The 24,195-nt window shown below is 33.3% G+C and carries 20 protein-coding genes; 9 read left to right on the forward strand and 11 right to left on the reverse strand.

Annotated features, from left to right (window positions below; genetic code table 11):
• Window positions 1–175: 175 nt before the first annotated feature.
• Window positions 176–610 carry a ribose 5-phosphate isomerase B gene (gene rpiB, locus ACM39_RS01500; protein WP_048509509.1) on the reverse strand — a complete coding sequence of 145 codons (435 nt, stop codon included), beginning with the start codon at window positions 608–610 and terminating at the stop codon, window positions 176–178.
• A gap of 554 nt (window positions 611–1,164) precedes the next feature.
• On the opposite strand from rpiB, the gene ACM39_RS01505 reads away from it, so the two are divergent.
• Complete coding sequence (locus tag ACM39_RS01505; RefSeq protein ID WP_048509237.1) at window positions 1,165–2,355, forward strand: phosphoglycerate kinase; 1,191 nt, start codon at window positions 1,165–1,167, stop codon at window positions 2,353–2,355.
• 388 nt (window positions 2,356–2,743) lie between these two features.
• On the opposite strand, the gene ACM39_RS01510 is transcribed toward ACM39_RS01505, so the two are convergent.
• The 6 genes from ACM39_RS01510 to ACM39_RS01535 form a co-directional block, all read right to left on the reverse strand.
• Complete coding sequence (locus ACM39_RS01510) at window positions 2,744–3,565, reverse strand: class I SAM-dependent methyltransferase (protein WP_048509238.1); 822 nt, start codon at window positions 3,563–3,565, stop codon at window positions 2,744–2,746.
• A gap of 112 nt (window positions 3,566–3,677) precedes the next feature.
• A complete protein-coding gene (mnmG, locus tag ACM39_RS01515; RefSeq protein WP_048509239.1) occupies window positions 3,678–5,540 on the reverse strand; it encodes a tRNA uridine-5-carboxymethylaminomethyl(34) synthesis enzyme MnmG in 1,863 nt (620 codons plus the stop codon).
• Window positions 5,541–5,706: 166 nt separating this feature from the next.
• Window positions 5,707–6,117: an rRNA maturation RNase YbeY gene (gene ybeY, locus ACM39_RS01520; RefSeq protein ID WP_048509240.1), complete on the reverse strand. Its 411-nt coding sequence runs from the start codon at window positions 6,115–6,117 to the stop codon at window positions 5,707–5,709.
• Between the two features lie 4 nt (window positions 6,118–6,121).
• Entirely contained in the window at window positions 6,122–8,278 is a 2,157-nt protein-coding gene (locus ACM39_RS01525) for a patatin-like phospholipase family protein (RefSeq protein WP_048509241.1), read from the reverse strand.
• A 5-nt stretch (window positions 8,279–8,283) separates the two neighbouring features.
• Window positions 8,284–10,731, reverse strand: coding sequence for a bifunctional UDP-N-acetylmuramoyl-tripeptide:D-alanyl-D-alanine ligase/alanine racemase (locus tag ACM39_RS01530; RefSeq protein ID WP_048509242.1), 2,448 nt, complete (start codon window positions 10,729–10,731; stop codon window positions 8,284–8,286).
• A gap of 147 nt (window positions 10,732–10,878) precedes the next feature.
• Window positions 10,879–11,469 carry a thymidine kinase gene (locus ACM39_RS01535; RefSeq protein WP_048509243.1) on the reverse strand — a complete coding sequence of 197 codons (591 nt, stop codon included), beginning with the start codon at window positions 11,467–11,469 and terminating at the stop codon, window positions 10,879–10,881.
• Window positions 11,470–11,530: 61 nt separating this feature from the next.
• Here ACM39_RS01535 and ACM39_RS01540 point away from each other — a divergent pair, with 61 nt between their 5' ends.
• From ACM39_RS01540 to fabG, 4 genes are all read left to right on the forward strand, one after another.
• Window positions 11,531–12,964, forward strand: a complete 1,434-nt coding sequence (locus ACM39_RS01540) for a hypothetical protein (RefSeq protein ID WP_048509244.1) — start codon at window positions 11,531–11,533, stop codon at window positions 12,962–12,964.
• Between the two features lie 9 nt (window positions 12,965–12,973).
• Window positions 12,974–13,648, forward strand: a complete 675-nt coding sequence (rsmI, locus tag ACM39_RS01545; RefSeq protein WP_048509245.1) for a 16S rRNA (cytidine(1402)-2'-O)-methyltransferase — start codon at window positions 12,974–12,976, stop codon at window positions 13,646–13,648.
• Between the two features lie 7 nt (window positions 13,649–13,655).
• Window positions 13,656–15,134: a WG repeat-containing protein gene (locus tag ACM39_RS01550; RefSeq protein ID WP_048509246.1), complete on the forward strand. Its 1,479-nt coding sequence runs from the start codon at window positions 13,656–13,658 to the stop codon at window positions 15,132–15,134.
• A gap of 174 nt (window positions 15,135–15,308) precedes the next feature.
• Window positions 15,309–16,055 (forward strand): 3-oxoacyl-[acyl-carrier-protein] reductase, encoded by a 747-nt coding sequence (gene fabG, locus ACM39_RS01555; protein ID WP_048509247.1) that lies wholly within the window; start codon window positions 15,309–15,311, stop codon window positions 16,053–16,055.
• A gap of 54 nt (window positions 16,056–16,109) precedes the next feature.
• Here fabG and ACM39_RS01560 read toward each other — a convergent pair whose 3' ends face one another.
• A complete protein-coding gene (locus ACM39_RS01560) occupies window positions 16,110–16,847 on the reverse strand; it encodes a DUF1835 domain-containing protein (protein WP_048509248.1) in 738 nt (245 codons plus the stop codon).
• Window positions 16,848–16,851: 4 nt separating this feature from the next.
• Entirely contained in the window at window positions 16,852–17,892 is a 1,041-nt protein-coding gene (locus tag ACM39_RS01565; protein WP_048509249.1) for a GMP reductase, read from the reverse strand.
• Between the two features lie 72 nt (window positions 17,893–17,964).
• Between ACM39_RS01565 and ACM39_RS01570 the strand changes: the two genes are divergently transcribed.
• The 3 genes from ACM39_RS01570 to ACM39_RS01580 are packed head-to-tail and all read left to right on the forward strand — an operon-like array spanning window position 17,965 to window position 20,370.
• Complete coding sequence (locus tag ACM39_RS01570) at window positions 17,965–18,708, forward strand: prolipoprotein diacylglyceryl transferase (protein WP_048509250.1); 744 nt, start codon at window positions 17,965–17,967, stop codon at window positions 18,706–18,708.
• Between the two features lie 12 nt (window positions 18,709–18,720).
• Complete coding sequence (locus ACM39_RS01575; protein WP_048509251.1) at window positions 18,721–18,957, forward strand: hypothetical protein; 237 nt, start codon at window positions 18,721–18,723, stop codon at window positions 18,955–18,957.
• A gap of 9 nt (window positions 18,958–18,966) precedes the next feature.
• Window positions 18,967–20,370, forward strand: a complete 1,404-nt coding sequence (locus ACM39_RS01580; RefSeq protein ID WP_048509252.1) for a radical SAM protein — start codon at window positions 18,967–18,969, stop codon at window positions 20,368–20,370.
• A gap of 167 nt (window positions 20,371–20,537) precedes the next feature.
• On the opposite strand, the gene surE is transcribed toward ACM39_RS01580, so the two are convergent.
• Entirely contained in the window at window positions 20,538–21,308 is a 771-nt protein-coding gene (surE, locus tag ACM39_RS01585; protein WP_048509253.1) for a 5'/3'-nucleotidase SurE, read from the reverse strand.
• Between the two features lie 145 nt (window positions 21,309–21,453).
• On the opposite strand from surE, the gene ACM39_RS01590 reads away from it, so the two are divergent.
• Window positions 21,454–23,583, forward strand: a complete 2,130-nt coding sequence (locus ACM39_RS01590; RefSeq protein WP_048509254.1) for a carboxy terminal-processing peptidase — start codon at window positions 21,454–21,456, stop codon at window positions 23,581–23,583.
• A 63-nt stretch (window positions 23,584–23,646) separates the two neighbouring features.
• On the opposite strand, the gene ACM39_RS01595 is transcribed toward ACM39_RS01590, so the two are convergent.
• On the reverse strand, window positions 23,647–24,150 hold the full coding sequence (locus tag ACM39_RS01595) for a superoxide dismutase family protein (RefSeq protein WP_048509255.1): 504 nt from the start codon (window positions 24,148–24,150) through the stop codon (window positions 23,647–23,649).
• Window positions 24,151–24,195 lie beyond the last annotated feature (45 nt).

Genomic DNA, 24,195 nt, shown 5'->3' on the forward strand with positions numbered 1-24,195 from the left:
GAAACGAGTTTTGTATAAAATTACTACAAATATGGAGAAGAGTGAGAAAAAACCTCATATTAAATATGATACAGGCTAATGAAAATAATAGGCTGGTAAATCCTAATAGACAATACAAAGATACAACATAAAAAATAAATAAGGCTTGTAATTTGATTTACAAGCCTTTATGTATTTAGCAAAATGCAATTTTATCAACTCTGTTCTGATGTCTGCCTCCTTCAAAATTTGTTGTAAGGAATTTATCTACAATTTCAATTGCCAATTCTTTCGATATGAATCTTGCAGGCATTGAGATCATATTGGCATCATTATGTTGTCTTGCCAAGCTTGCAATTTCAGGCATCCAGCAAAGAGCGCAACGAATTTTCTGATGTTTGTTGGCTGTAATCTGAACACCATTTCCGCTTCCGCATATTAATATACCCAGCTCATTTTCTCCGTTCTCAACTGATGTCGCAGCAGGATGTACGAAGTCAGGATAATCCACACTGTCTGTGGAAAACGTTCCAAAATCCTGAACTTCAAAGGTTTCTGATAAATAGTTCTTAACAATCTCCTTATATTCGAAACCGGCATGGTCAGCAGCAATAGCGATTTTTCTTTTCATAATTCTTGTATTAAGCTTTTTTAGATTTATTTCCACACAAATGTAAGTATAATGTGGATAACTCTTAAATTTTTGAGGATTTAATGTGAAACATATTGTTAATAACTGTTGGTAACATTGGTAAAATAAATGTTTCGTAACATTAGAAAATTTTGTAATAGAAATTACTGCCAAAAATTTTAACAAATTTTTTCAAAAACTTTCCAGTGAGATTTCTCTGCTTTTTCCATAAATCGGTTATTAATAAAGGGAATCGTGGAAAAGTTATCCATATTTGTTAATAAGTAATAGAAAAATCAGATTTCCAGGAATTTATAATGTATATAAAATGTGAATTGAATAAAAATTAATTGTTATAATTTATTCTTGAAAAACTTATCCCCTATACTAACAACACACAACAACAATACCATATTCTTTTTTTATAGAGAAAAGAAATTGTTGATTATTGAATGTTGGGTTTGCGGGAAACTTTTCTGAAAACTTTTATCGGGTTGCGGCTTTTCAAAAATTTTAAAATCTTACATTTGTGAAACGAAAATTCAACGATATTTATGAAAACAATCAATGATTTCAATTTTAGTGATAAGAAAGCTCTGGTAAGAGTGGATTTTAATGTTCCGCAAGATGACCGGTTAAAAGTTACTGATAATACAAGAATTGTTGCTGTAAAGCCAACAGTTGATAAAATCCTTAATGACGGAGGTTCTGTAATTTTAATGGCTCACCTTGGAAGGCCAAAAGGAGAGGTGAAGGATGAGTTTTCTCTTAGACATATCGTGGAAGAAATATCTGCGGTTCTTGGCCAGGAAGTAAAATTTGTTGACGAATGTGTAGGAGAGAAGGCTGAGGAGGCAGCAGCAGACCTAAAACCGGGTGAAATTCTTTTATTGGAAAATCTGCGTTTTCATAATGAAGAGGAAAAAGGTGATGAAGGTTTTGCAGAACAGCTTTCTAAGCTGGGTGATGCTTATGTGAATGATGCTTTTGGTACAGCTCACAGAGCCCATGCTTCTACAGCAGTTATTGCTAAATTTTTTCCATCAACTAAATTTTTCGGTTTGTTAATGGCTAAAGAGCTCCAGGCTATTGATAAGGTTCTGAAAAGTGGAGAACGTCCTGTAACTGCTATACTTGGAGGGTCTAAAATTTCAACTAAAATTACCGTTATAGAAAATATATTGCCTGCAGTTGATAATCTGATCATCGGTGGTGGAATGGCATTTACTTTTATTAAGGCACTTGGCGGTAAAATCGGAACTTCATTGGTAGAAGAAGATAAACTTCCTCTTGCCCTGGAAATTTTAGGAAAAGCGAAAGAGCATAAAGTAAAAGTTTATCTTCCCTCTGATACGATCATCGCTGAAAGTTTCAGTAATGATGCAGATAGAAAAGAAACAGATATTTATGCTATTCCGGAAGGTTGGATGGGATTAGATGCTGGTCCAAAATCCAGAGATCAGTTCAATGATGTACTTTTGAATTCAAGAACAATTCTTTGGAATGGACCAATCGGAGTTTTTGAAATGTCAAATTTTGCATCCGGAACTATTGCTCTTGGAGATAGTATTGCAGAAGCAACAAAACTTGGAGCTTTCTCTTTAGTTGGAGGAGGAGATAGTGTGGCTTTCGTAAAACAGTTTGGGTACGATGAAAAAGTAAGTTATGTTTCTACAGGGGGTGGGGCAATGCTTGAAAGTTTGGAAGGTTTGGAACTTCCTGGAGTGGCTGCCATAAATAATTAAGAAATTTAAATTTTATAAAACAAAAGTCCGCTAATTTTCAGTGGACTTTTTTATTTTATTAAAATCTTTATGTTTTGAATTTTCAGTTTATTAAAATACTTAATTTATATTTAATTTACTTTTATACTAATTTTAAGTATTAAAATAGGTTTTTTAGATAGAACTACTTTTTACTTTTAAATTTCTATCCATAAGATTACTTTATTTGAACTATCATTCTTAGTAAATTTTTTCTAACATTTACATTTTTTTTAAAAATTCGTTTTTGGAATATTGTTGAATAGGGGAGATAAAAAATAAAAAAACCTGGTGATAAAACCGGGTTTTTTAGATTTTTAACTAAAAATAGTAAAAATTGACCTTTATAAATGCCTCAAAAATCGATTTTTTACTTTTTTTCGATAATATATATCAAACTTGAAAATTCTGTCGAAAAAAGAGCCTTTACGTTAGAAATCGTTCCGTAGATGGCTGCTTTTAGCCAGAAAAGAGGGGATTTTTTGTATTTTTCGCTCAACATAGATATATAGTATGAATCTAGAATCAAAGGTTTAATTTTTCTCATTTTCCAATTTGGCTTCTTGGCGATCAGGTTTTCCATTCCATTTTTTGAGAAATGGTAAATGTGTCTTGGTACATCATAAGCTGCCCAATATTCTTTGTAATGTTTTGCATCATACGAAGTAGGGTTAGGTACAGCAATAATTAACAATCCTTTTTCTTTTAATTTCATGTTAAAAATTTCCAACATTTCATCCTGGTTTTCCACGTGTTCAAATACATGCCAAAGTGTAATAGCGTCTAAACTTTTGTCTTCAATTACATTTATATTATCTAAGATTTTAGCTTTTGTAATTTTATTTTGTGCTGCCTTTCTTGCATCAGTGTCAGGTTCAAAACCGAATGTTTCAAAATCATTTTCAATATATTTTACAAACTCTCCGGCACCGCAACCATAATCTAAAACATTTGCTCCTTTTTTAATCCTGTCTAAAAGAATCGTCTTTTTATACTGTAAATTAAATAGCTGTAAAAATTTGTAAAGTTTTTCTTTTAAACTTCCTGAATCCTGATGATGGGAGATATAATCTTCGCTTTCGTAATATTTAGAAATATTTAATGGAATAGGGGAGGTTTTAAAAACTCCTTTTGTTTCCGTTTCCTTAATTTCAAAAATTTCCTCCGAAAGAAAATGATCTTTTATTTTCATTGAATCTATTCTTTTATAATAAAAATTAAAGATATTCAGCTTTGTAATAAGCTTGTAAATGCCTTAATTTTTGCTTTTATTTCATATATGTTTCACGTGAAACATTTTTTAATTAACGTCCTAAATAGACTAATAAAACATTAATATCGGCAGGTGAAACACCACTTATTCTGCCAGCCTGAGCTATTGTTTTTGGTCTTATATTTGACATTTTTTGTTTTGCTTCTGCAGAGAGGCTGGAAATACTTTTGTAATCAAAATCTTCAGGAATTTTAATATTTTCCAGACGATTTAGTTTGGCAACATTCTCTTTTTCCTTTTCTATATACCCTTTATATTTTATATTTACTTCCGCTTGCTCTCTTACTTCATCATCATATTGAGAAGAAAATTCCTTGATTATTTCAATATTATCCAGTTTTTCTAGTGTAATATTAGGTCTTGTAAGAAATTGAGAAGCTCTATACGCCTGATCTACAGGATTGCTCTCAATACTTTCCAGGATAGGATTAATAATGCCGGGTTTTAAAGAGGTTTCTCGAAGAAATGCTTCAAGCTCCTGACTCTTAGCTATTTTTTCATTTACCCTTTTTAATCTATCTTCTTTAGCCAGGCCTAATTTAAAAGCTTTTTCAGTTAGCCTGATATCTGCATTATCCTGTCTTAAAAGAAGTCTGTATTCAGCTCTGGAAGTAAACATTCTATAGGGTTCTTCAGTTCCTTTTGTAATTAAGTCATCGACTAAAACTCCTATATACGCTTCGTCTCTATTTAGAATAAATTCATCTTTTTCATGTACTTTATTGTGAGCATTTATACCTGCAATCAAACCTTGTCCCGCAGCTTCTTCGTAGCCTGTTGTACCATTTATTTGGCCTGCGAAGTATAAATTATCCACCAATTTTGTTTCTAAAGTATGCTTTAGTTGAGTAGGAGGGAAGTAGTCATATTCAATAGCATAGCCGGGACGAAATACTTTTACATTTTCAAATCCAGGAATATGTTTCATTGCTTTAATCTGAACATCTTCAGGAAGAGAAGAGCTGAATCCATTTACATAAATTTCTACGGTTTTCCAACCTTCAGGTTCTACGAATAGCTGATGTCTCGTTCTTTCTGCAAAACGGTTAATCTTATCTTCAATACTTGGACAATATCTTGGGCCTAAACTTTGAATTGTACCATTAAACATTGGGCTTCTATCGAAACCTTCACGTAGAATATCGTGTACGGTTTCGTTAGTATAAACAATATGACAGCTTAATTGTCTGGTTAATTTTGGTGTATCCGAATAGCTGAATTTTTGAGGATTTTCATCTCCCTTTTGTTCTTCCATTTTAGAATAATCCAGGCTTCTTCCATCTACTCTCGGTGGAGTACCTGTTTTCATTCTTCCGGCTTCAAAGCCTAAAGAAACGAGTTGCTCCGTAATACCAAAAGCTCGCGGTTCACCCATTCTTCCACCTCCTAATTGTTTATCTCCCACATGAATTAATCCATTTAGGAAGGTTCCGTTTGTAAGTACTACAGCTTTTGATCTTATCTCAATTCCTAATGAAGTAATAACTCCTACAGCTTTATTATTTTCAATAATAAGCTGTTTTACCATATCCTGAAAGAAATCAAGATTTGGTGTATTTTCTAATGCCAAACGCCATTCTTCTGCGAAAAGCATTCTGTCATTCTGTGTTCTTGGAGACCACATCGCAGGACCTTTTGAAAGATTTAGCATCTTGAATTGTATGGCAGACTTATCTGCTATAATTCCTGAATACCCTCCCATTGCATCGATTTCTCTTACAATTTGTCCTTTGGCAATTCCTCCCATCGCAGGGTTGCAACTCATTTGCCCAATAGTCTGCATATTCATTGTAACAAGAAGAGTTTTTGAACCCAGATTCGCCGCCGCTGCCGCTGCTTCGCATCCCGCATGTCCAGCACCAACTACGATTACATCATATATTTCTGAAATCATTTTATTGCTTGTTTTAAGCTTTAAATTTTTATCTTTTTTTACAAATGTTTCACGTGAAACATTATTTAAATTTACAAGTCTAAATCGCTTGTTTTATAGTGTAAGATTAATATTAAGATTAGAAATTCAGAATTAAAAGATTTAGCATAAACTAATCTTTTAATATTCAATTTTTAAATTTATCTAAATAAAAATCTTCTTTGCTTCGCATTAACTGTTCTTCTTCCTCAGTTTTATCTTTATATCCTGAAAGATGGAGAATGCCATGAGCTAAAACTCGTCTCAATTCTTCTTCGTAATCTCGGGAGAGGGTAGAAGCATTATCAGAAATGCGCTGCAAAGATACGAAAATCTCTCCGCTTATGGTTTTACCTTTTACATAATCAAATGTAATGATATCAGTATAGTAATCATGCTGTAAATAGTCCTGATTTACTTTTAATAAATATTCATCGTCGCAGAAGATGTAATTGATTTCTCCAAGTTTTTTTCCTTCTGAAAGAATGATGTCTTCCAGCCATGTTGTATACTCTGTATTTACAGATTCGGGTAAGTTTTCGTAAAAGAATTGTATCATTGTTTTAAAACCAGTGTCCTAAAATAACACTGAATATGCCTTTTTGATTATTTTTAAGTGAGTGGCTAAAATTTAGCTTTATTTGTCCAAAAGGAGATTTATATCCTACATTGATTCCTAAAGAACTGTAATTTAATTTGACTGCATCCTCAAAACTTAAATCGTCTGAAAGATTTGCAAAAGAGAAATTTCCGCTTATGAAATAATTTTTGTTGAATTTAAATTGGAGATCATTTGAAATTAAAACAACGTTATTAGTATTTAATTGAGCAAAATAGAATCCTCCAAAAGTTTTAAAGTTTGCAATATTCTGTTCGAAAATTCCTCCAAGCCTATATTTGTAATAAGAAGGAAGTTCATCTCCGATAGTAATCCCTCCGTATAAATTCAGGCGATAAGTAAATTGTTTTGAGATAGGGATATTAATTCTTATATCTGCCTTTACCTGAACAGGTCTTTTTTCGACTTCTGAGCTTAATAAATCTACCACTTTTCCCTCTGCTGAAAAGTAAATACCTTTGGTAGGAAAATCCCTGTCGTTTTGCGTATCGCTTTTTAAGAAAACATATGGGTTAAGGTATCTGCTGTATCTTTTGTTGCTTCCATTATTATCAGCTTCAAAATAATCGTGGCTGATACCACCACCGATTGCAAATTTATCTTTCCAGATAGATTGAATATAAGCTTCATTTCTGAACCATTTCCAGGATTCATAAGATTGATTGCTGTCATTTCTTAAATCAAAACCCATTCCGGAGGAGTAGATTCCAAAGCCTGGAATATACCCGTTATCTATAAAATAGTTTAAGTAATACCTTGGTTTATCCCCTACAATCACATCAAGTGAAAGATTAGTATTTTTAAATAAAAGCCGCTTTGCTGAATAATTTAAAAGTAAACCTGTTTTGAAAACTTCATCATAATGCAAGCCAAATTTTACAAAATGACGGGCTTCATCTTCGGTAACATACAATTTCAGATAATTGACATTATTTTCAGTAACTATATCATAATTAATAAATCTATAATTATTAGTAGCTACAAGCTTATCTATTTTTTTATTAATACTTCCATATGTCTGCATAGAGGGTAATCGTAGCCCCATTTTCCCAAGAATATAATTTTTGCCGTAAATTTTACCTCCTTCTATGGAAATGCTGTCAATTTTATAGACATTAGAGTAAATGGGATTTATGCGTTCCCTAAGACGGTCAAACGAACGTTTAGGTAATTGATCTAAAATATCGACATATTTTAAACCTTCGACATAACCGCTATCGAGAATTTTTTTCTTGTCATCATAGCTTGTGGCGGTCATACCTTTTAAATTAGGCTTTATATTGATATCGGTGTATTTGTATTGTCTTCGGGTGTCTTTTTTTATTCCGAAATCGATAACCTGATTTAAAATCGCGATAATACTGTTTAAATCCTCTCTTTTTGATAAATCCTGGTTAAGGTCCACCCCGATAACGATATCGATTCCTTTATCCTTTAACGGCTTTGAAGGATAGTTTACCGTCATTGCTCCATCAATATAAATACTATCTCCGATTTTGACAGGATCCATCAACGAAGGAAATGCAGAACTAGCCATAATAGACTGAACTAAATCTCCTTTTTCAAAAATCTTCATATCTCCACTTTCAAGATTTGTCGCAACACACATGAAAGGAATTGGCAGTTTTGAAAAGTCATCTATGCTAGCAACATTTTTAAAAAGCTCTTTAAGTAAGTAAACATTTTTTTGTCCTGTGCTGATAGAAGAGGGAAGTGTGATTTTTCCGTTTTTAAGAGGAATTGATAAAAGATATTTATCTACAGATTTATTGAAAAAGCTTGCTTCCTGTCGGGATTTAGGATCCATAATTAAAGAATAGAAATCTGTATCCATAACAATTTTTTCAATTTCCTTTCCTGAATATCCTGAAGCGTAAAGACCTCCTACAATTGCACCCATACTGGTTCCGGAAATATAATCGACTTTTACTCCTAATGAATCCAGTACTTTAAGCACTCCGACATGTGAAAATCCTTTAGCACCACCACCGGCTAGTGAAAGTCCTATTCTGGGATTCTTTGGAATCACTAGATCCTTCTTTACCTGAGAATGGATTAAAAGCAATTGAAATACGAATAAAATTATCAGGAGCTTTCTCATAAGTGTTAGTCTTTTATGTAAATCCGTTTCACCCGAGGCGAAATAGAGGTTAATACTTCGTAGGTTATGGTTTTGCAGTAATCTGCGAATTCTTTTAAACTTGGTTTTGCATTAAAGATTGTGACAGTATCGCCCTCTTTTGCATTAGGAACATTATCTATGTTGATCATCATCATATCCATACAAATGTTTCCTATAATCGGGACTAAATTTTTGTTTACGCCAACACTTCCTATTTGATTTCCGATAAGCCTCGGAATTCCATCTGCATAACCCACAGGAATTGTGGCGATTTTTGTGGGGTGATCAGCTTTAAATCTTCTGCTGTAGCCTACTGATTCTCCATTCTCAACCTGTGAAATCTGCGAAATTACAGTTTTGAAGCTTACGACAGGCTGTAGTTGTTTTTGTATTTCACTATTTGGTGATTCACCTAACATTCCTATTCCGATTCTTACCATTTCATATTGATGATTGGTATAACTTGTAATTCCTGATGAATTTAAGATATGTCGGATAGGAGAATAACCCAATTTTTCTATTAAATAGCCTGAATTTTTTTCAAAAGTCCTTAATTGATGTAATGTAAATTCTTTCTCTGCCGGTATATCTGAAGACGAAAGATGGCTGAAAATACTTTGAATTTTTAAATTTTTATCACTTAAAATTTCACTTAATCTATCTAATTCAAAATCCTTGAAACCAAGACGGTGCATACCCGTTTCAAGTTTGATATGAATAGGGTATTTTTTATCATACCCGGATTTTTGAACGGCCTCATAAAACAATTCCAAGACTCGGAAACTATAAATTTCCGGTTCCAAATTATATTGAATCACAGTATCGTAGCTGTGTTGTTCAGGGTTCATCACTACAATCGGAACTGTAATCCCTTTTTTACGAAGTTCAACTCCTTCATCCACAAATGCTACTCCAAGATAATCAATATGGTGATGCTGAAGGAATTCTGAAATTTCATAACTTCCTAATCCGTAAGCATTCGCTTTTACCATTGCCATCATTTTTGTAGAAGGTTTCAGCAAAGATTTATGATAATTAATATTATGAAGAATGGCATTTAAATTAATTTCTAAAACGGTATCATGTTTTCTAAGTTCAAGAATATCTTTAAGCCTTTCAATTTCGAATTTTCTGGCTCCTTTAAGTAAAATAATCTGATTTTCAATTTCCGTAAGGTGTTTACTGTCAACTAATTCCTGAGTATCTATAAAAGTAAAAGTTTTAGCTTTAAATAATTCACTAAAATTTGATATCTCATTACCAATCAGAAAGACAGAATCAAATTTTTGTTCATTTACCAATTCTGAAACCTCTTCATAAAGTTCTTTAGAATTTGAATTAACGCCTACAATATCCGTCAAAACCAAAGATTTCTTCGGTTTGTTGTACTCATTTAAAAATTGAAGGGCGGTTTTGAGAGAATCTAAATCAAGATTAAAAGAATCATTGATAACAATATTATTTTTAATCCCTTCAATAGCTTCAAGCCGCATTTCGACAGCCTTCAAAGCATTGATTTTTTCAATGATTTTAGTGTTTTTGATGCTTAGTTCCTTTAATACGGTTATAAGTGCCAGAGCATTTGTTAATGTCGCTTCATCTTTTTGATAGACAGGAAAGGAAATTTCTTCATCGAAATATTTTACAACAATATTCTCATCCTTGGAAATGTTACTTTTAATAAAAACTTTGTTGTCTTCTTTAAAACCGTAAGAAATTAATTTTTTACTTGAATAAATATTTTTTATTTTATTGTCGACCAATAAGTTGTCTCCATTATAAATGATAACTTCAGAATCTTTGAAAAGTTTGATTTTTTCATCAATTAATTCCTCTTCAGACTCAAAATTTGCAAGGTGGGCTGTACCGATATGGGTAAGTAAGCCAATCTGTGGATGAAAAATATTTTCCAGTTTTTCCATTTCATTTGACTTAGAAATTCCGACTTCAAAAATTCCCAGTTTGTGAGAAGTGTTAATCTGAAGTAAAGAAAGCGGAAGCCCAATCTGAGAATTGAAGCTTTTTGGGCTTTTTACAGTAGAAAACTCATTCCACAGGCATTGATACAACCATTCTTTTAAAATTGTTTTTCCATTACTTCCAGTAATTCCGATAGATTTTAAATGAGAATTTTCGAAATGATATTTAGCTAATTTCTGAAGAAATACCACGGAATTTTTGACAATAATCCAGGTTATATTTTCAAAATTTTCATACTGATGCTCGGAAATAATCACATTGATACCTCTGTCAATGGAAGATTCGATGAATTTTTCTCCCGAATTTTTATGAGTATTAATGGCAATAAAAGCGGTATTCTTGGTAGAATAAATAATTCTGCTGTCGAAAGCTATATTTTTGATAATTAAGCCATTGTCTCCAATGACCTGAGCATTGGTGATATCTGCAATTTGTTTTACTGTATAATTCATTGGTGCCTTACTGCTTAATATTTTGCTTTGCTGTTTTGGTGATTAAATGTAAGGGAGCAGAGTTTTATTCAAAAACTTTTACGCTTTTTCATATAATCAGAATATTTTCTAATAAATCTAGTCCTAATTTTTAAACTAAATTTAAAATTATTTTCTTTTTTTTGAAAGTACTTCATCAATAAAAACACGCCGGCTTACTGCTTCATAACTTTCTGTTTCTCCGAGTTCCACAAGATCATTTCCTTGAGAAATTCTCATAGAGTAGTTGGCAAGATTTCCTGTTCTTTTACAAATAGCATGCACTTTTGTAACGTATTCTGCAGTTGCCATCAGATTGGGAATCGGTCCGAAGGGGCGTCCCAAAAAATCCATATCAAGACCTGCAACTACGACTCTTATACCACTATTTGCCAGTTGATTAGCTATATCTACAATGCTTTCATCAAAAAATTGTGCTTCATCAATACCCACAACATCACAATTTGAAGCCAGCAAAAGAATCTCGTTCGGGTTTTCTACTGCTGTACTGCGAATTTTAGTCTGATTATGAGAAACAACATCTTCATCCGAATATCTTGTATCCAGTTTTGGTTTAAAAATCTCTACATTTTGCCCCGCCATTTCTGCTCTTCTAAGCCTTCTGATCAACTCTTCGGTTTTTCCGGAAAACATTGAGCCACAAATAACTTCCATCCAACCACTTTGTTTGGAATGATTAATTGTATTTTCTAAAAACATTTGTTAAATTAGCCGTATATTTTTAACATCAAAAGTAAGCAATTTTAACAAGATTCTTATTATGCAGAACATCCAAGATTTAAAGGAAAAGATTTTTTTTGAATCCAAGAATATCATTGATATTTTGGACAAAATTAATAACGTAGATGAGTTACTTTCCAAGCAGGATCTTGTAGATGAGCTTGCGAATAGGATTTCTTTTCTGAGATTGCTGGAAAAGAATATTGAATATTTTATCCCGGAAAATTCATTTCAGGGTTTAGGAAACCAACAAAATAATAATGATTATGAAAATCATGATTCCGGAAATGAAGTGACTGAAGAAGAGGCAATTTTTAATAATGAATTTAATGAGATTGACGAAAATGAAGAAAATACTCAAGACGATTTCAGTTACAAAGCCGAGGAGGAGGCCGTTTTTAATAATCAATTAAGCGAAATCGTTGAAAATGAGCTTCATGAAGGAATTATAAATTTTGTTGAAGAAAATGAATCTGCTGCAAAAGAAAATACTCAAAATCAAATTACAGGAGAAGAAATTTTTCATAAGCAATTGAACGAAATTGAGGAAGACGAAACATCAGAAAATCAGGAAAACAAATTGAATTTTGTAGATGAAGATTTGATTTTAGCCAATTCTGAACCTGAAGATGATGAAGGTATTCATGAAAATATGTTTAATCAGGAAACAACAGAGGAGGAAGAGATTTTTAATAATCAGCTTAATGAGATTGATGGATTGGAGAATGGAAATTCTCAAAATAAAGATTCAGTGACTGAAGAAAGAATCCCAAGTATTTTTGACAGTGAGATTCTTGAGGAAGAGGAAATTTTGATTGAAGAAAATGAAGAACAGTTTATTTCTTCAAAAGTGGCCATCGAACAAGGAGAAATGGCGACTGATACTTCTAATGTTGATAATATTCTGAGCGAAATAAAAAATGATGCTCAAATTGAAGAACAACAAAAGGAAGTTTTTACTTCTGAAATGTCTGACAGGCGAAAAATTATAGAAATCGACAAGCCTCAAATCGAAAAAAATATACATCCTTCTGATGAAAGTTTTGAAAATACCGATGCTTATCATCAGGAGAAAAAAATAAAATTAGCCAATATTAAAGGATTGAAAGGTGTTCATACTCTTTTTGACGATGATCCTTTGGAAAGAGAAATTCCTGTAGAAAAAAATACAGAACCTTTGGGAAAAGAAGAAGGCGGAAGTATTCTTAAGACGAATATTCCTACAGATTTCATGGAAGCTGAAAAGAAAAAGCCAGAATTTAAGCTTGATTTAAATGACAGAATTGCCTTTTCAAAAATGTTATTCGGTGGAAGCCAGTCTGAGCTGAATGATGTGGTTTCTGAACTCAACAAGTTTAAAACTCTTGACGAAGCCAAAGAATTTTTGAGTGATCTGTATTATTCCAAAAAGTGGAATAAGGTGGATGAATATGCTCAGAGACTTTGGATATTGGTAGAAAATAAATTCTTATAAAATTAAATTTTGAGCGGGATTCTATATTTTGTTCCTACACCGGTTGGGAACCTGGAAGATATGACTTTCAGAGCGGTAAATGTACTGAAAGAGGTGGATTATATTTTATGTGAAGACACAAGAACTTCCGGCGTGCTTTTGAAACATTTCGAAATTTCTAAACCTTTAAAATCTTATCATTTACATAATGAACATCAGGCGACGGAAAAAGTGATTATTGACCTTAAAAGCGGACAGAATATCGCCATCATTACTGATGCAGGAACACCGGGAATCTCTGATCCCGGTTATTTATTGGGAAAAGCAGGAGCTGATAATAATATTGAAATGATTTGCCTTCCCGGAGCAACGGCCTTTGTGCCTGCTTTAGTGGTTTCCGGGCTTCCTAATAATGAATTTTTATTTGCAGGATTTCTGCCTCAGAAAAAAGGCAGGCAAACGAAGCTGAAACAGCTTGCAGAGGAAAAAAAGACGATTGTTTTATATGAGAGCCCACATAAAATAAATACAACTTTAGAACAGATTAAAGAATTATTTGGTGAAGAAACTAAAGTAAGCCTAAGCAGGGAAATTTCGAAAAAATTCGAAGAAACTAAACGCGGAACAATCAATGAATTAATTGAATTTTCAAAAAGTAAAACTTTAAAAGGAGAAATTGTTCTAATTGTAAATAATGCTATTTAATTTTTAATTGAAAAAACTAATTTTTGTATTGATTTCATCGGTTTGCATTGCACAGCAGACGGATCAATACACACAAATTTTATTATCAAAAAAACTCGGAAAAGAAGTTCGTTCTTATTCAAAAGGGTACGGAATTGTGTTGGATAATAAAACCGGGAAATCAGGAATCGTCGATTCTTTGGGAAACATTACTTTTGAGGGCGTTTATAAAAATGAAATTCTGCATCTTTCGCGCAACAGATTTATTTTAAAAATTAAAGATGGGAATCTGAAGAATAAAATTGCTCTGATAGATAAAGATGGAAATCAATTGATTTCTTTAAATAATTTCCAATACAGAACTTGGGAAAATAAAGACAGATTGATCTATACAAAAGACGGAAAAGACTGTGTTTATGACTATAACGGTAAGCAAATCATTCCTGTTTCAGATAAAATAGAATTTGCGAGTGAAAACCGTTTTTTTGTGAAAAAAGACGGAGCCTGGTTTATTTACGATTATGACGGAAAGCAGGTTTCTGACAGAGCTTTTGAAGAAGATTTACGATTTTATAAAGGCAGAACTTATTTGATAACCGGGGAAGATAAAGGTGAAGTTTTAGATAATAACGGTAAAACTTTAAGCCATATTTCTGCCCATAATATTGACAATATCAATGCTTTTCCTTTTCTTGTTACCAGAAAAGTTCCTAAAAATAAATATGGAATTATAGACGAAAACGAGAACGTTCTCGCTGATGAAATCTATGATCAGGCTTTTGTTGGAAGAGAATATATTTATTTGATTCAAGATAATAAAGTAAGCATTTTTTCTAAAAAAGAAAAGCAAGTATATCCTACTGATTTTCATTTTGTAAACCATTTGTTTGATGGGATATTTAAGACTTTAAAAGATGAAAAAAATCCTAAGATAGGAATCTTAAAAACCAGCGGAGAAATTATTTTTCCGAAAGAATATGATGTGGTAGAATCTTTTAAAATCCAGGGGAAAAACTATCTGTATGTAAGTAAAAATGATGAAGAAAAGCTTCTTGATGAAAATTTAAAAAGCATTTTAGAGGATGGCTATCAGATTGAAAAGGTTTTTTTTAATAAATTGATTCTTAGAAAAGGCGATATTTTCTATAAATTTTCACCCAATACTAAAACCTATACAGAACTTAAAAACATAACTTCTATAAAGCCGTTTCAATATTATCCCGCGATTATCTGTACCAATAAAGATAATCTTTACGGAATGCTGGATGAAGATGGAAATCAGATAATTCCTTTTGAGTATAGTGATATTTTCACTTTTTTAGGCGATAATGAAGTTGTTGTACAAAAAGGAAATAAATTCGGAGTCAGCAATCATAAAGGAGAGCCTTTGTCCGAGGTTATTTATGATAAATATGCGGTAGATAGAAAAGGGATTAAACTCATGAAAGGGAAAGAATCGCAATATATTTTTACTACCTCACAAAAAGACAACACTATCTTTGAATAACATACATACATGACAAAAAACAGTCATAAAATTTTACTAAAATAAGGGTTTAAAATGCATTGATTAACAATTTATAATATCTTTGCGCACCGTTTAATTTTACTAAATTTAAATATGTTAAATTAGCCAACTTTCAAAAGGCTAGTTAGTTGTAAAGAAATAATTGTCATAAATATGAAACTATTAGAAGGAAAGGTAGCGCTAATTACGGGAGCTACAAGAGGAATAGGTAAAGGAATTGCTGAAGTTTTTGCTCAACAAGGCGCAAAAGTAGCATTCACTTACGCTGGTTCTGTAGACAAAGCAAAGGAATTAGAAGCGACTTTAAGTTCTGTAACTCAAATTAAAGGTTACCAGTCTGATGCATCAGACTACGATGCAGCTCAAAAACTTGTAGACGATGTAATGGCTGAATTTGGCAAGATTGATATCTTGGTAAACAACGCAGGAATTACAAAAGACAACCTACTTTTGAGAATGTCTAAAGACGATTGGGATACTATCATAAAAGTAAACTTAGATTCTGTATTCAATCTTACAAAAGCGGTTATTAAGCCGATGATGAAGGCAAAATCAGGTTCTATTATCAATATGAGTTCTGTAGTTGGTTTAAAAGGAAATGCAGGACAGGCAAACTATGCGGCAACAAAAGCAGGAGTTTTAGGATTTACAAAATCTGTAGCGTTGGAATTAGGTTCAAGAGGTATTCGTTGCAATGCAGTTGCTCCGGGGTTTATTGAAACGGAAATGACGGCTGCTTTAGATGAAAAAACCGTTCAGGCATGGAGAGATGGTATTCCTTTGAAGAGAGGAGGACAGCCGGATGATATTGCAAACGCTTGTGTATTCTTCGGAAGCGATATGTCTGCTTACATTACAGGTCAGACATTGAATGTTGACGGTGGAATGTTGATGCCCTAATTAAGATTTAAGCTTAAAATTATAAATAAAAATCCGTCACAGTGACGGATTTTTTTATTGTTTTTCTTTTAAAATTTTGTCATAAACAGCCTTGACCTGAAGATCTCCAAAACCAAGCATTTCAAATTCTTTCTGAAACTTTTCAAAAATGATATTAAAATCTGTGACTTCGTCTTCTATTAAATTTTCAATAAAATCTTCAGGACTTGTATGTAAATAAACTTCAATCACTTCTTCTAAATATTTAAAACATTGAGATAGATTTTCTGAAAGCTGTTGTAAAGAATTATTATCATTGTTTTTAAATGCTTCCCAAAGATTTAAAGCAAATTCAATATCATTTTCACGAAATAAAAATCTTGATTGTAAAGATTCTTTTAAGTCTGAGCTGCTTGAAATAGAAAATCCTTTCCAGTGATCTTTTGCAGAGGCCTTCGGATAGATTCTATAGATTTTTAAACCTTTAATTTTTGAAAGTAAGGAAATACAAAACCACATATTTACCTGGCAAAACAAATCATCTTCAAACCAAAGATTCACTTCTGAACTTTTAGGAATATTCAATGTTTTTTCAAATTCCGAAACTACTTTTTTGTAATAACTAGCGGGTGCCGAGTTATAATATTTTAACATAAAATCAGACCTTAATTTCCAAAAATCATCCAGATTCCCAGTTTGCAAAGGACCTGCAACTAAAGCTTCTCTACAAACGATAACTTCTCCGGTAATCTGGATTTTCTTTAAATCTTCCGCAAGATAATCTCCGTTTGTTATATGAAAAATCTTCTCCAAATTTTTACTCTTTAAAAACCTGATTTTCCTGTTCCTGAACTCTGATAAAAGTCGTTCTTTTAGATAATTCCTTCAATTTTGAGGCTCCTACATAAGTACAGGTTGAACGAACGCCGCCCAAAATATCCTTTACCGTCTCAGAAACCGGGCCTTTGTAAGGAACTTTTACCGTTTTTCCTTCCGAAGCTCTGTATTCTGCCACTCCTCCCGAATGCTTATCCATCGCTGTTTTTGAGCTCATCCCGTAAAATGAACGGTATTTTTTACCATTTTCTTCAATAATTTCACCGCCACTTTCATCATGACCGGCAAACATTCCGCCAAGCATCACAAAATCGGCACCGCCACCGAAAGCTTTGGCAACATCTCCCGGAACCTTACAACCACCGTCTGCGATAATATGCCCGCCTAAACCATGAGCTGCATCCGAACATTCAATAATTGCGGAAAGCTGTGGATATCCTACTCCTGTTTTTACACGGGTTGTACATACAGAACCAGGACCAATTCCTACTTTGATGATATCTGCTCCCACCAAAAGCAGCTCTTCTACCATTTCTCCGGTTACTACATTTCCTGCGATGATAATTTTATCAGGAAAATTGGCTCTAGCTTTTTTCACAAAGTCTACAAAATGCTCAGAATACCCATTGGCAACATCTATACAGAGAAACTCAATTTTTGGATGCTTTTCGATTATAGTTTTAATTTTTTCTTCATCAGATTTTCCGGTTCCCGTGCTTAAAGCAATATATTGATGGATGCTTTCCGGCTGACTGTTTAAAAATTCGCTCCATTCTTCAACAGAATAATGTTTGTGAACGGCAGTTATGATTTTATCTTTTGCTAATTCCACTGCCATTTCGAAAGTTCCTACCGTGTCCATATTGGCAGCTATAATCGGAGTTCCTGTCCATTTCTTTTTGGTATGTTTAAAGGTGAATTCTCTTTCTAAACTAACTTCTGAACGGGATTTTAATGTTGAACGTTTCGGACGAAACATTACATCCTTAAAACCCAGTTTTATATCATATTCTATTCGCATTTTGGTAAATTATTTTAAATTGTTTACTAAATAAAATTAGCAAATAATATTAAATATCTTACTTTTGAGTTAATGGATTTCCCTTTTACATTTCATATTTGTGGTAAAACTGTTCTTGCACATCCTATTTTTGAAACATTGGGGATGTTTATTGGGATGCGGTATTATTTTTATTTAAAGCGAAAATCTACGGAAAAACTTTCGTTCAACACTTCTGCAGCCGTTTTAATTGGAGCGACAGCTGGCGCATTAATTGGTTCAAAATTAGTAGGGAACTTAGAAAATCCTTACAAAATTTTCGAACATTTTGATTTAAAAACATTTTGGTCAAATAACACAATTGTTGGTGGATTAGCGTTTGGATTGGCTGGAGTGGAAGTAGCAAAAAAAATTGTCAAACATAAAGAAAGTACAGGAGATTTGATAGTTTTTCCATTGATGCTGGCGATTATTATCGGTAGAATCGGCTGTTTTCTTACAGGAATTTACGAAGAAACATATGGTTTGCCTACCAATTCTATTTTTGGAATGCATCTTGGAGATCAATATTTGAGGCATCCTGTTGCATTATACGAAATTGCTTTTTTGATCCTGCTTTGGATTGGGTTAAAGATTATTCAAAAGAAACAAAATTATCCATCAGGCTTTGTTTTTCAGGTGTTTATGGTGAGTTACTTCACGTTCAGGTTTTTTCTGGATTTTATAAAACCGAGAGTGGAAATTTTGGGCAATTTGGGAACGATCCAGATAGTGTGCATTTGTGTAATTATTTATTACATTTATAAAATCAAAAATACGTTATCCTTACAATCATAAAATATTCGAATCATGGAACTTTTGACACTTTTAGAAGTCGGTGACCTTGGGGGTTTGGTTTTAATGATCATTCTGATTATGCTCTTTGGAGCTTTATTCATATCTGCTATCGTTACGCTTTTCATAAAACTGATTTATGAATTGAAAGGCGGTAGAAAATTTTCTAAAAAACAGTTTATTCAGACGATGGTTATCTGTTTGTTAATCTGTGGTTTGATTAGTGGATATATTTGTGGAGGGGGAATTTAAAATAAAACTATGCCGGTAAGAAATTATACTTATTACGATTATACGATCAGTCTTTGTCCTGAATGCCTGAAAAGGGTAGGAGCAAAGATTATCATAGAAGATGAAACCGTTTTTATGACAAAAAGATGCCCGGATCATGGTTTTTTTAAGACTAAAATTGCTTCAGATGTTCATTATTATAAAAACATCAGAAACTACAATAAAGCATCAGAAATGCCTTTATATTTTGGAACCGATGTAGAATATGGCTGTCCTTATGATTGCGGTTTATGCGTTGATCATGAGCAGCATAGCTGTCTTTCGATTGTAGAAGTTACGGATCGTTGTAATTTGACCTGCCCGACCTGTTATGCAATGTCTTCTCCCCATTATGGAAGTCACAGAAGTCTCGAGGAAATCGAAGCTATGTTTGATGTTATTGTTAAAAATGAAGGCGAACCTGATGTGGTGCAAATCAGTGGTGGTGAGCCGACGATCCATCCGGAATTTTTCAAAATCATGGATATTGCGAAATCAAAACCAATTAAACATTTAATGTTGAATACCAATGGGGTACGAATTGCAAATGATCCCTGTTTTGCGGAAAAACTGGCAACGTATGCCCCGGAATTTGAAATTTACCTTCAGTTTGATTCTTTTAACCCTGACGTTTTAGAAGATTTTAGGGGAAAAGATCTAACGGATGTCAGAATGAAAGCTTTGGAGAAATTAAATGCTTTAAATCTTTCAACAACTTTGGTTGTTGTTCTTCAGCAAGGGAAAAATACTGATGAAATCGGGAAGATTATTGACTTTGCTTTAAAACAAAAATGTGTTCGTGGAATTACTTTTCAACCTGTGGAAATTGCGGGAAGAAACAGAGAGGATTCTTCTCATCAAAAAATTACGTTAACGGAAGTGAGGCAGGAAATTTTAAACCAGTTTCCGCTTCTGAATTCTGACGATATTATTCCTGTTCCGTGTAATCCTGATGCGCTGGCAATGGGATATATTTTGAAATTGGAAGGTGAAGTTATTCCTTTAACACGTTATATCAATCCTGCGGATTTGCTGAATAACGAAACAAGAAACACAATTGTTTATGAGCAGGATACGGGATTGCAGATGCAGCTTCTGGATATTTTCAGTACAGGAATTTCTGTTGATAAAGTACAGCCGAAGGTAAATCAGCTATTATGTTGTCTTCCGGAAGTTTCTGCCCCAAATCTGGATTATGACAATCTTTTCAGGATCATTATTATGAATTTTATGGATGCTCATGATTTTGATGTTCGGGCTGTCAAGAAATCTTGTGTTCATATCGTCAATAAAGATTTAAAACTAATTCCTTTTGAAACAATGAATCTTTTTTATCGTGATGATAAAAGTAAATATTTGGAAGAATTGAGAAAGGAGGATAAAATTTTGTTCTAAATTTCTTTGTTTTTAAATGAAAGAACAGAAATTCAAGGCTTGGAAACAGTAGAATTTTTTACGCTCACAGAATTATTTTCTTAACATTTCATTGAAGCACAAAGAATTGCGAAATTAACGAGATAAAACAAAAAAGGCGTAAAAACTTACGCTTTTTTGTTTTAATTTTATTCAAAATTCATTACTTCCTCCAGCGTTTTCATATATTCATATGCCGTCAAATCAAACTTTACAGGAACGATTGAAATATATCCGTTTGCCAAAGCTGTTTCATCCGCATCTTCAGATTCATCCATATTGTTGAAATATCCTGTTAGCCAGTAATATTTTTTACCATGCGGATTTACTCTTTCATCAAAACTTTCTTCCCATTTTGCTTTAGCCTGTTTACAAACTTTTATGCCTTTAATATCTTCTTTAGGAAGCTTAGGTATATTTACATTTAATACAATTCCTTTTGGCATTGGATTTTCCAAGGTTCTTCTGACAATATTTTGAATATATTCTTTAGCTTGGGTAAAATCTGCCTCCCAGCTGAAATCCAACAATGAAAACCCGATTGCCGGAAGGCTTTCTACACCAGCTTCTACGGCTGCAGACATTGTTCCGGAATAAATTACATTAATCGAAGAGTTTGCTCCGTGATTGATCCCTGAAACAACGATATCCGGTCTTCTTGTTAAGATTTTATCGAGTGCCATTTTTACACAGTCAACAGGGGTTCCGCTACAGGAAAAATCCAATTGCGGACCATCGAGCTGTACTTCTTCATAGCTTAAGGTTGAGTTAATAGTGATAGCGTGGCCTTTGCCACTTTGTGGAGAGTTTGGTGCTACGACAACTACTTCTCCGATTTCGTTCATAAAGCTGACAAGATTTCTGATACCAGGTGCTGTAATTCCGTCGTCATTAGTTACCAGAATAAGTGGTCTTTCCATATTAAAATTTAATTTTAACAAAAATACTTAAAACTATTCGATATTTATAAATAAGGTATTAAATTTGATAGTTTGTAACAGTAATTTAAAAATTACTACTAATTGAAATACTTTTAAAAAATTAATAAAAATACATAACAGATTTATGTGGAAAAATTTCAAGCTAAATAAATTTTTACTCTTAATTCCATTAACAAGTCTAATGTTTTGTTTCAACTCGCCTAAAAATGATGATGAAAAGATGCAGACGATAATGGTGAGCGTAAAAAATACACTTTCTTATTTGCATTACAGCCCAAAACCTATCAACGATGCTTATTCGAAGGACGTTTATAAGCATTATTTCGAAATGGTAGATCCGGCGAAAAGATACTTTTTACAATCAGATATGGATGAATTTGGAAAGCATGAAACAAAGCTTGACGATTATCTGAACCTGGGAGATCTAACGTTCTATAAACTTACTATTGACAGGCTTTATCAAAGAGTTGATGAAATCGATAAAATCACTCAGGATATTTTCAGCAAACCAATCAATCTGGAAGAGGATGAAAGCCTAACTCTTGAACCCAAGCTGAAAAAGGTGCCTGCCAACAAACAGGAACAGTACAATGAATGGAAAAAGTTCATCAAATACAATATCCTTCAGGAAATCGAATCAATGAACAGCAAAGAAGAGACTCAGAAGGAGAAAAAAGATTCGGTTCAGAAATACAAACTGAAGGATACTATCAAATTCCAGCCTCTTAGCCAGGATCAAAAGATTAAAAAAGCAACTGATGAGGTAAAAGATCTTGTGAAAGAAACATTTACAAGATTCAAAAAAAGGAAGAAAATGGATTGGTTTACAGTATATATGAATTCTTATACTGAAGTTTTCGACCCGCATACCAACTATTATTCTCCAAAAGATAAAGAAGATTTTGATACAAATTTTACCGGAAAGGTAATAGGTATCGGAGCTATTATCCAGGAGAAGAAAGGATATCTTTATTTGGGTGCTCTTACGATTGGGGCTCCGGCTTGGAAATCAAAACAGCTATCGGAGGGGGATAAAATCTTAAAAGTAAAATCTAAACCAAAAGATGATGCTGTAAATGTTGTAGGAATGCTTTCCGATGAAGCTGTAAGGCTTATCAGAGGGGAAAAAGGAACACCCGTAACGCTTACCGTTCAGAAAAAAGACGGAACGATTAAAGACGTTACAATGATTCGTGAAGAAGTCGCTATTGAAGATACATTTGCTAGAAGTATTGTAGTAAATTCTCCAAATGGCAAAAAATATGGGTTTATTAACCTGCCGAGCTTTAATGCTGATTTTGAAGATGCTAAAGGAAGAAACGCTTCTGATGACATTAAAAATGAAATTATTAAACTTAAAGCTCAAAACATCGACGGAATTGTTTTGGATTTGAGGAATAACGGTGGTGGCTCATTAACGGAAGTTGGTGATATTATGGGGCTTTTTATGAACACAGGGCCATATGTTCAGGTAAAAGACGGAAACGGAAAAATTCAGACTTTGAAGAGTAAAAGCGATGCTCCAATCTGGACGGGACCGCTTGTAATCATGCAAAACGAACTTTCTGCTTCGGCTTCTGAAATTTTGGCTGGTGTAATGCAGGATTATGGCAGAGCGATGATTATAGGTTCTCCTCAATCATTTGGAAAAGGAACTGTTCAGACGTTTGTGGACCTAAACAGATTCTTGAATACGGAAGATGATTTTGGTTCTTTAAAACTGACAATTCAGAAATTCTACAGAATCACGGGGGAATCTACCCAGAGAAAAGGTATTGTTTCTGATATTCAAATGAAAGACTTCTTTACCTATGCAGAAATCGGTGAAAGATATGATGATTTTGCTTTAGCTTGGGATAAAATTCCCAGTACAAATTTCCAGAAACTGAATTATTTTAATATTCAGGCTTTAGAAAAAGCAAGCAATGACAGAATGGCTAAAAACAGCAATTATCAGTTATTATTAGAATCTGCCCAGTGGAGAGAGAAACTGGATAAAGAAGGAACAATTACTCTTAATATCAATAAGTTTAACGAATTGATGAAGCAGAGAAAGGCTCAGATTGAAAAATTCAAAGCATTAAGCAAATTTGAAAACGGGCTTCAGTTCATTATGTATCCGGCTGAGATAGAAAGAGAGAAAAAAGATGAAGCATTCAAGAAAAAATCTGAAATGTGGATTAAAAATCTGAAAAAGGATCCTTACTTACAGGAAGCAATGAATATCGTTGCAGATATGGGTACAAAATCATAAAACAAGCTAAACATGAAAAAACCGCTAATGAAATTAGCGGTTTTTTTATTGAAATAAATTGGATTATTTAATTTCTATACATCCTACTCTTCCCCCTGCATTACCAGTAGGCTGGGTATGAAAATCGTCTGCTGCGGCATGTACGATCATTCCTTTTCCTATAATGTTTTTAGATTCGTCTGCACATCCAAGACACCATTTATTCGTTTTAAATGTCAAAGTTGCTACACCGTTTTGATCTGCAATTAGATTGCCGATATCTCCCATGTGGAAATGTTCTGCTCCCCATTTTCCGTGGTCATCTTTTGCAGGGTTCCAGTGGCCGCCAGTGGAGGTTCCGTCTGCAGCAGAACAGTCGCCTTTTTCATGAATATGCACCGCATGAATTCCCGGAGTAAGGTTGGTAACATCAAGTTTCATGATAACTTCGTCTCCTTTTTGAGTAAACTTTGCAGTTCCTCCTGTCTGTGTGTTGCTTTTAGACAGGATTTGGTATGTATTTGTCGTTCCGCAAGAAACAGCAAATAAGGCATATCCTGCCAATAATGCTAATGTTTGTACTTTCATTTTTAAATGATTTAAAGTGATTTTACTATAAATTTAAAAAAACAT

Origin of the sequence: Chryseobacterium sp. FH2, assembly GCF_001045455.1 — a bacterium.
Lineage (GTDB): Bacteria > Bacteroidota > Bacteroidia > Flavobacteriales > Weeksellaceae > Chryseobacterium.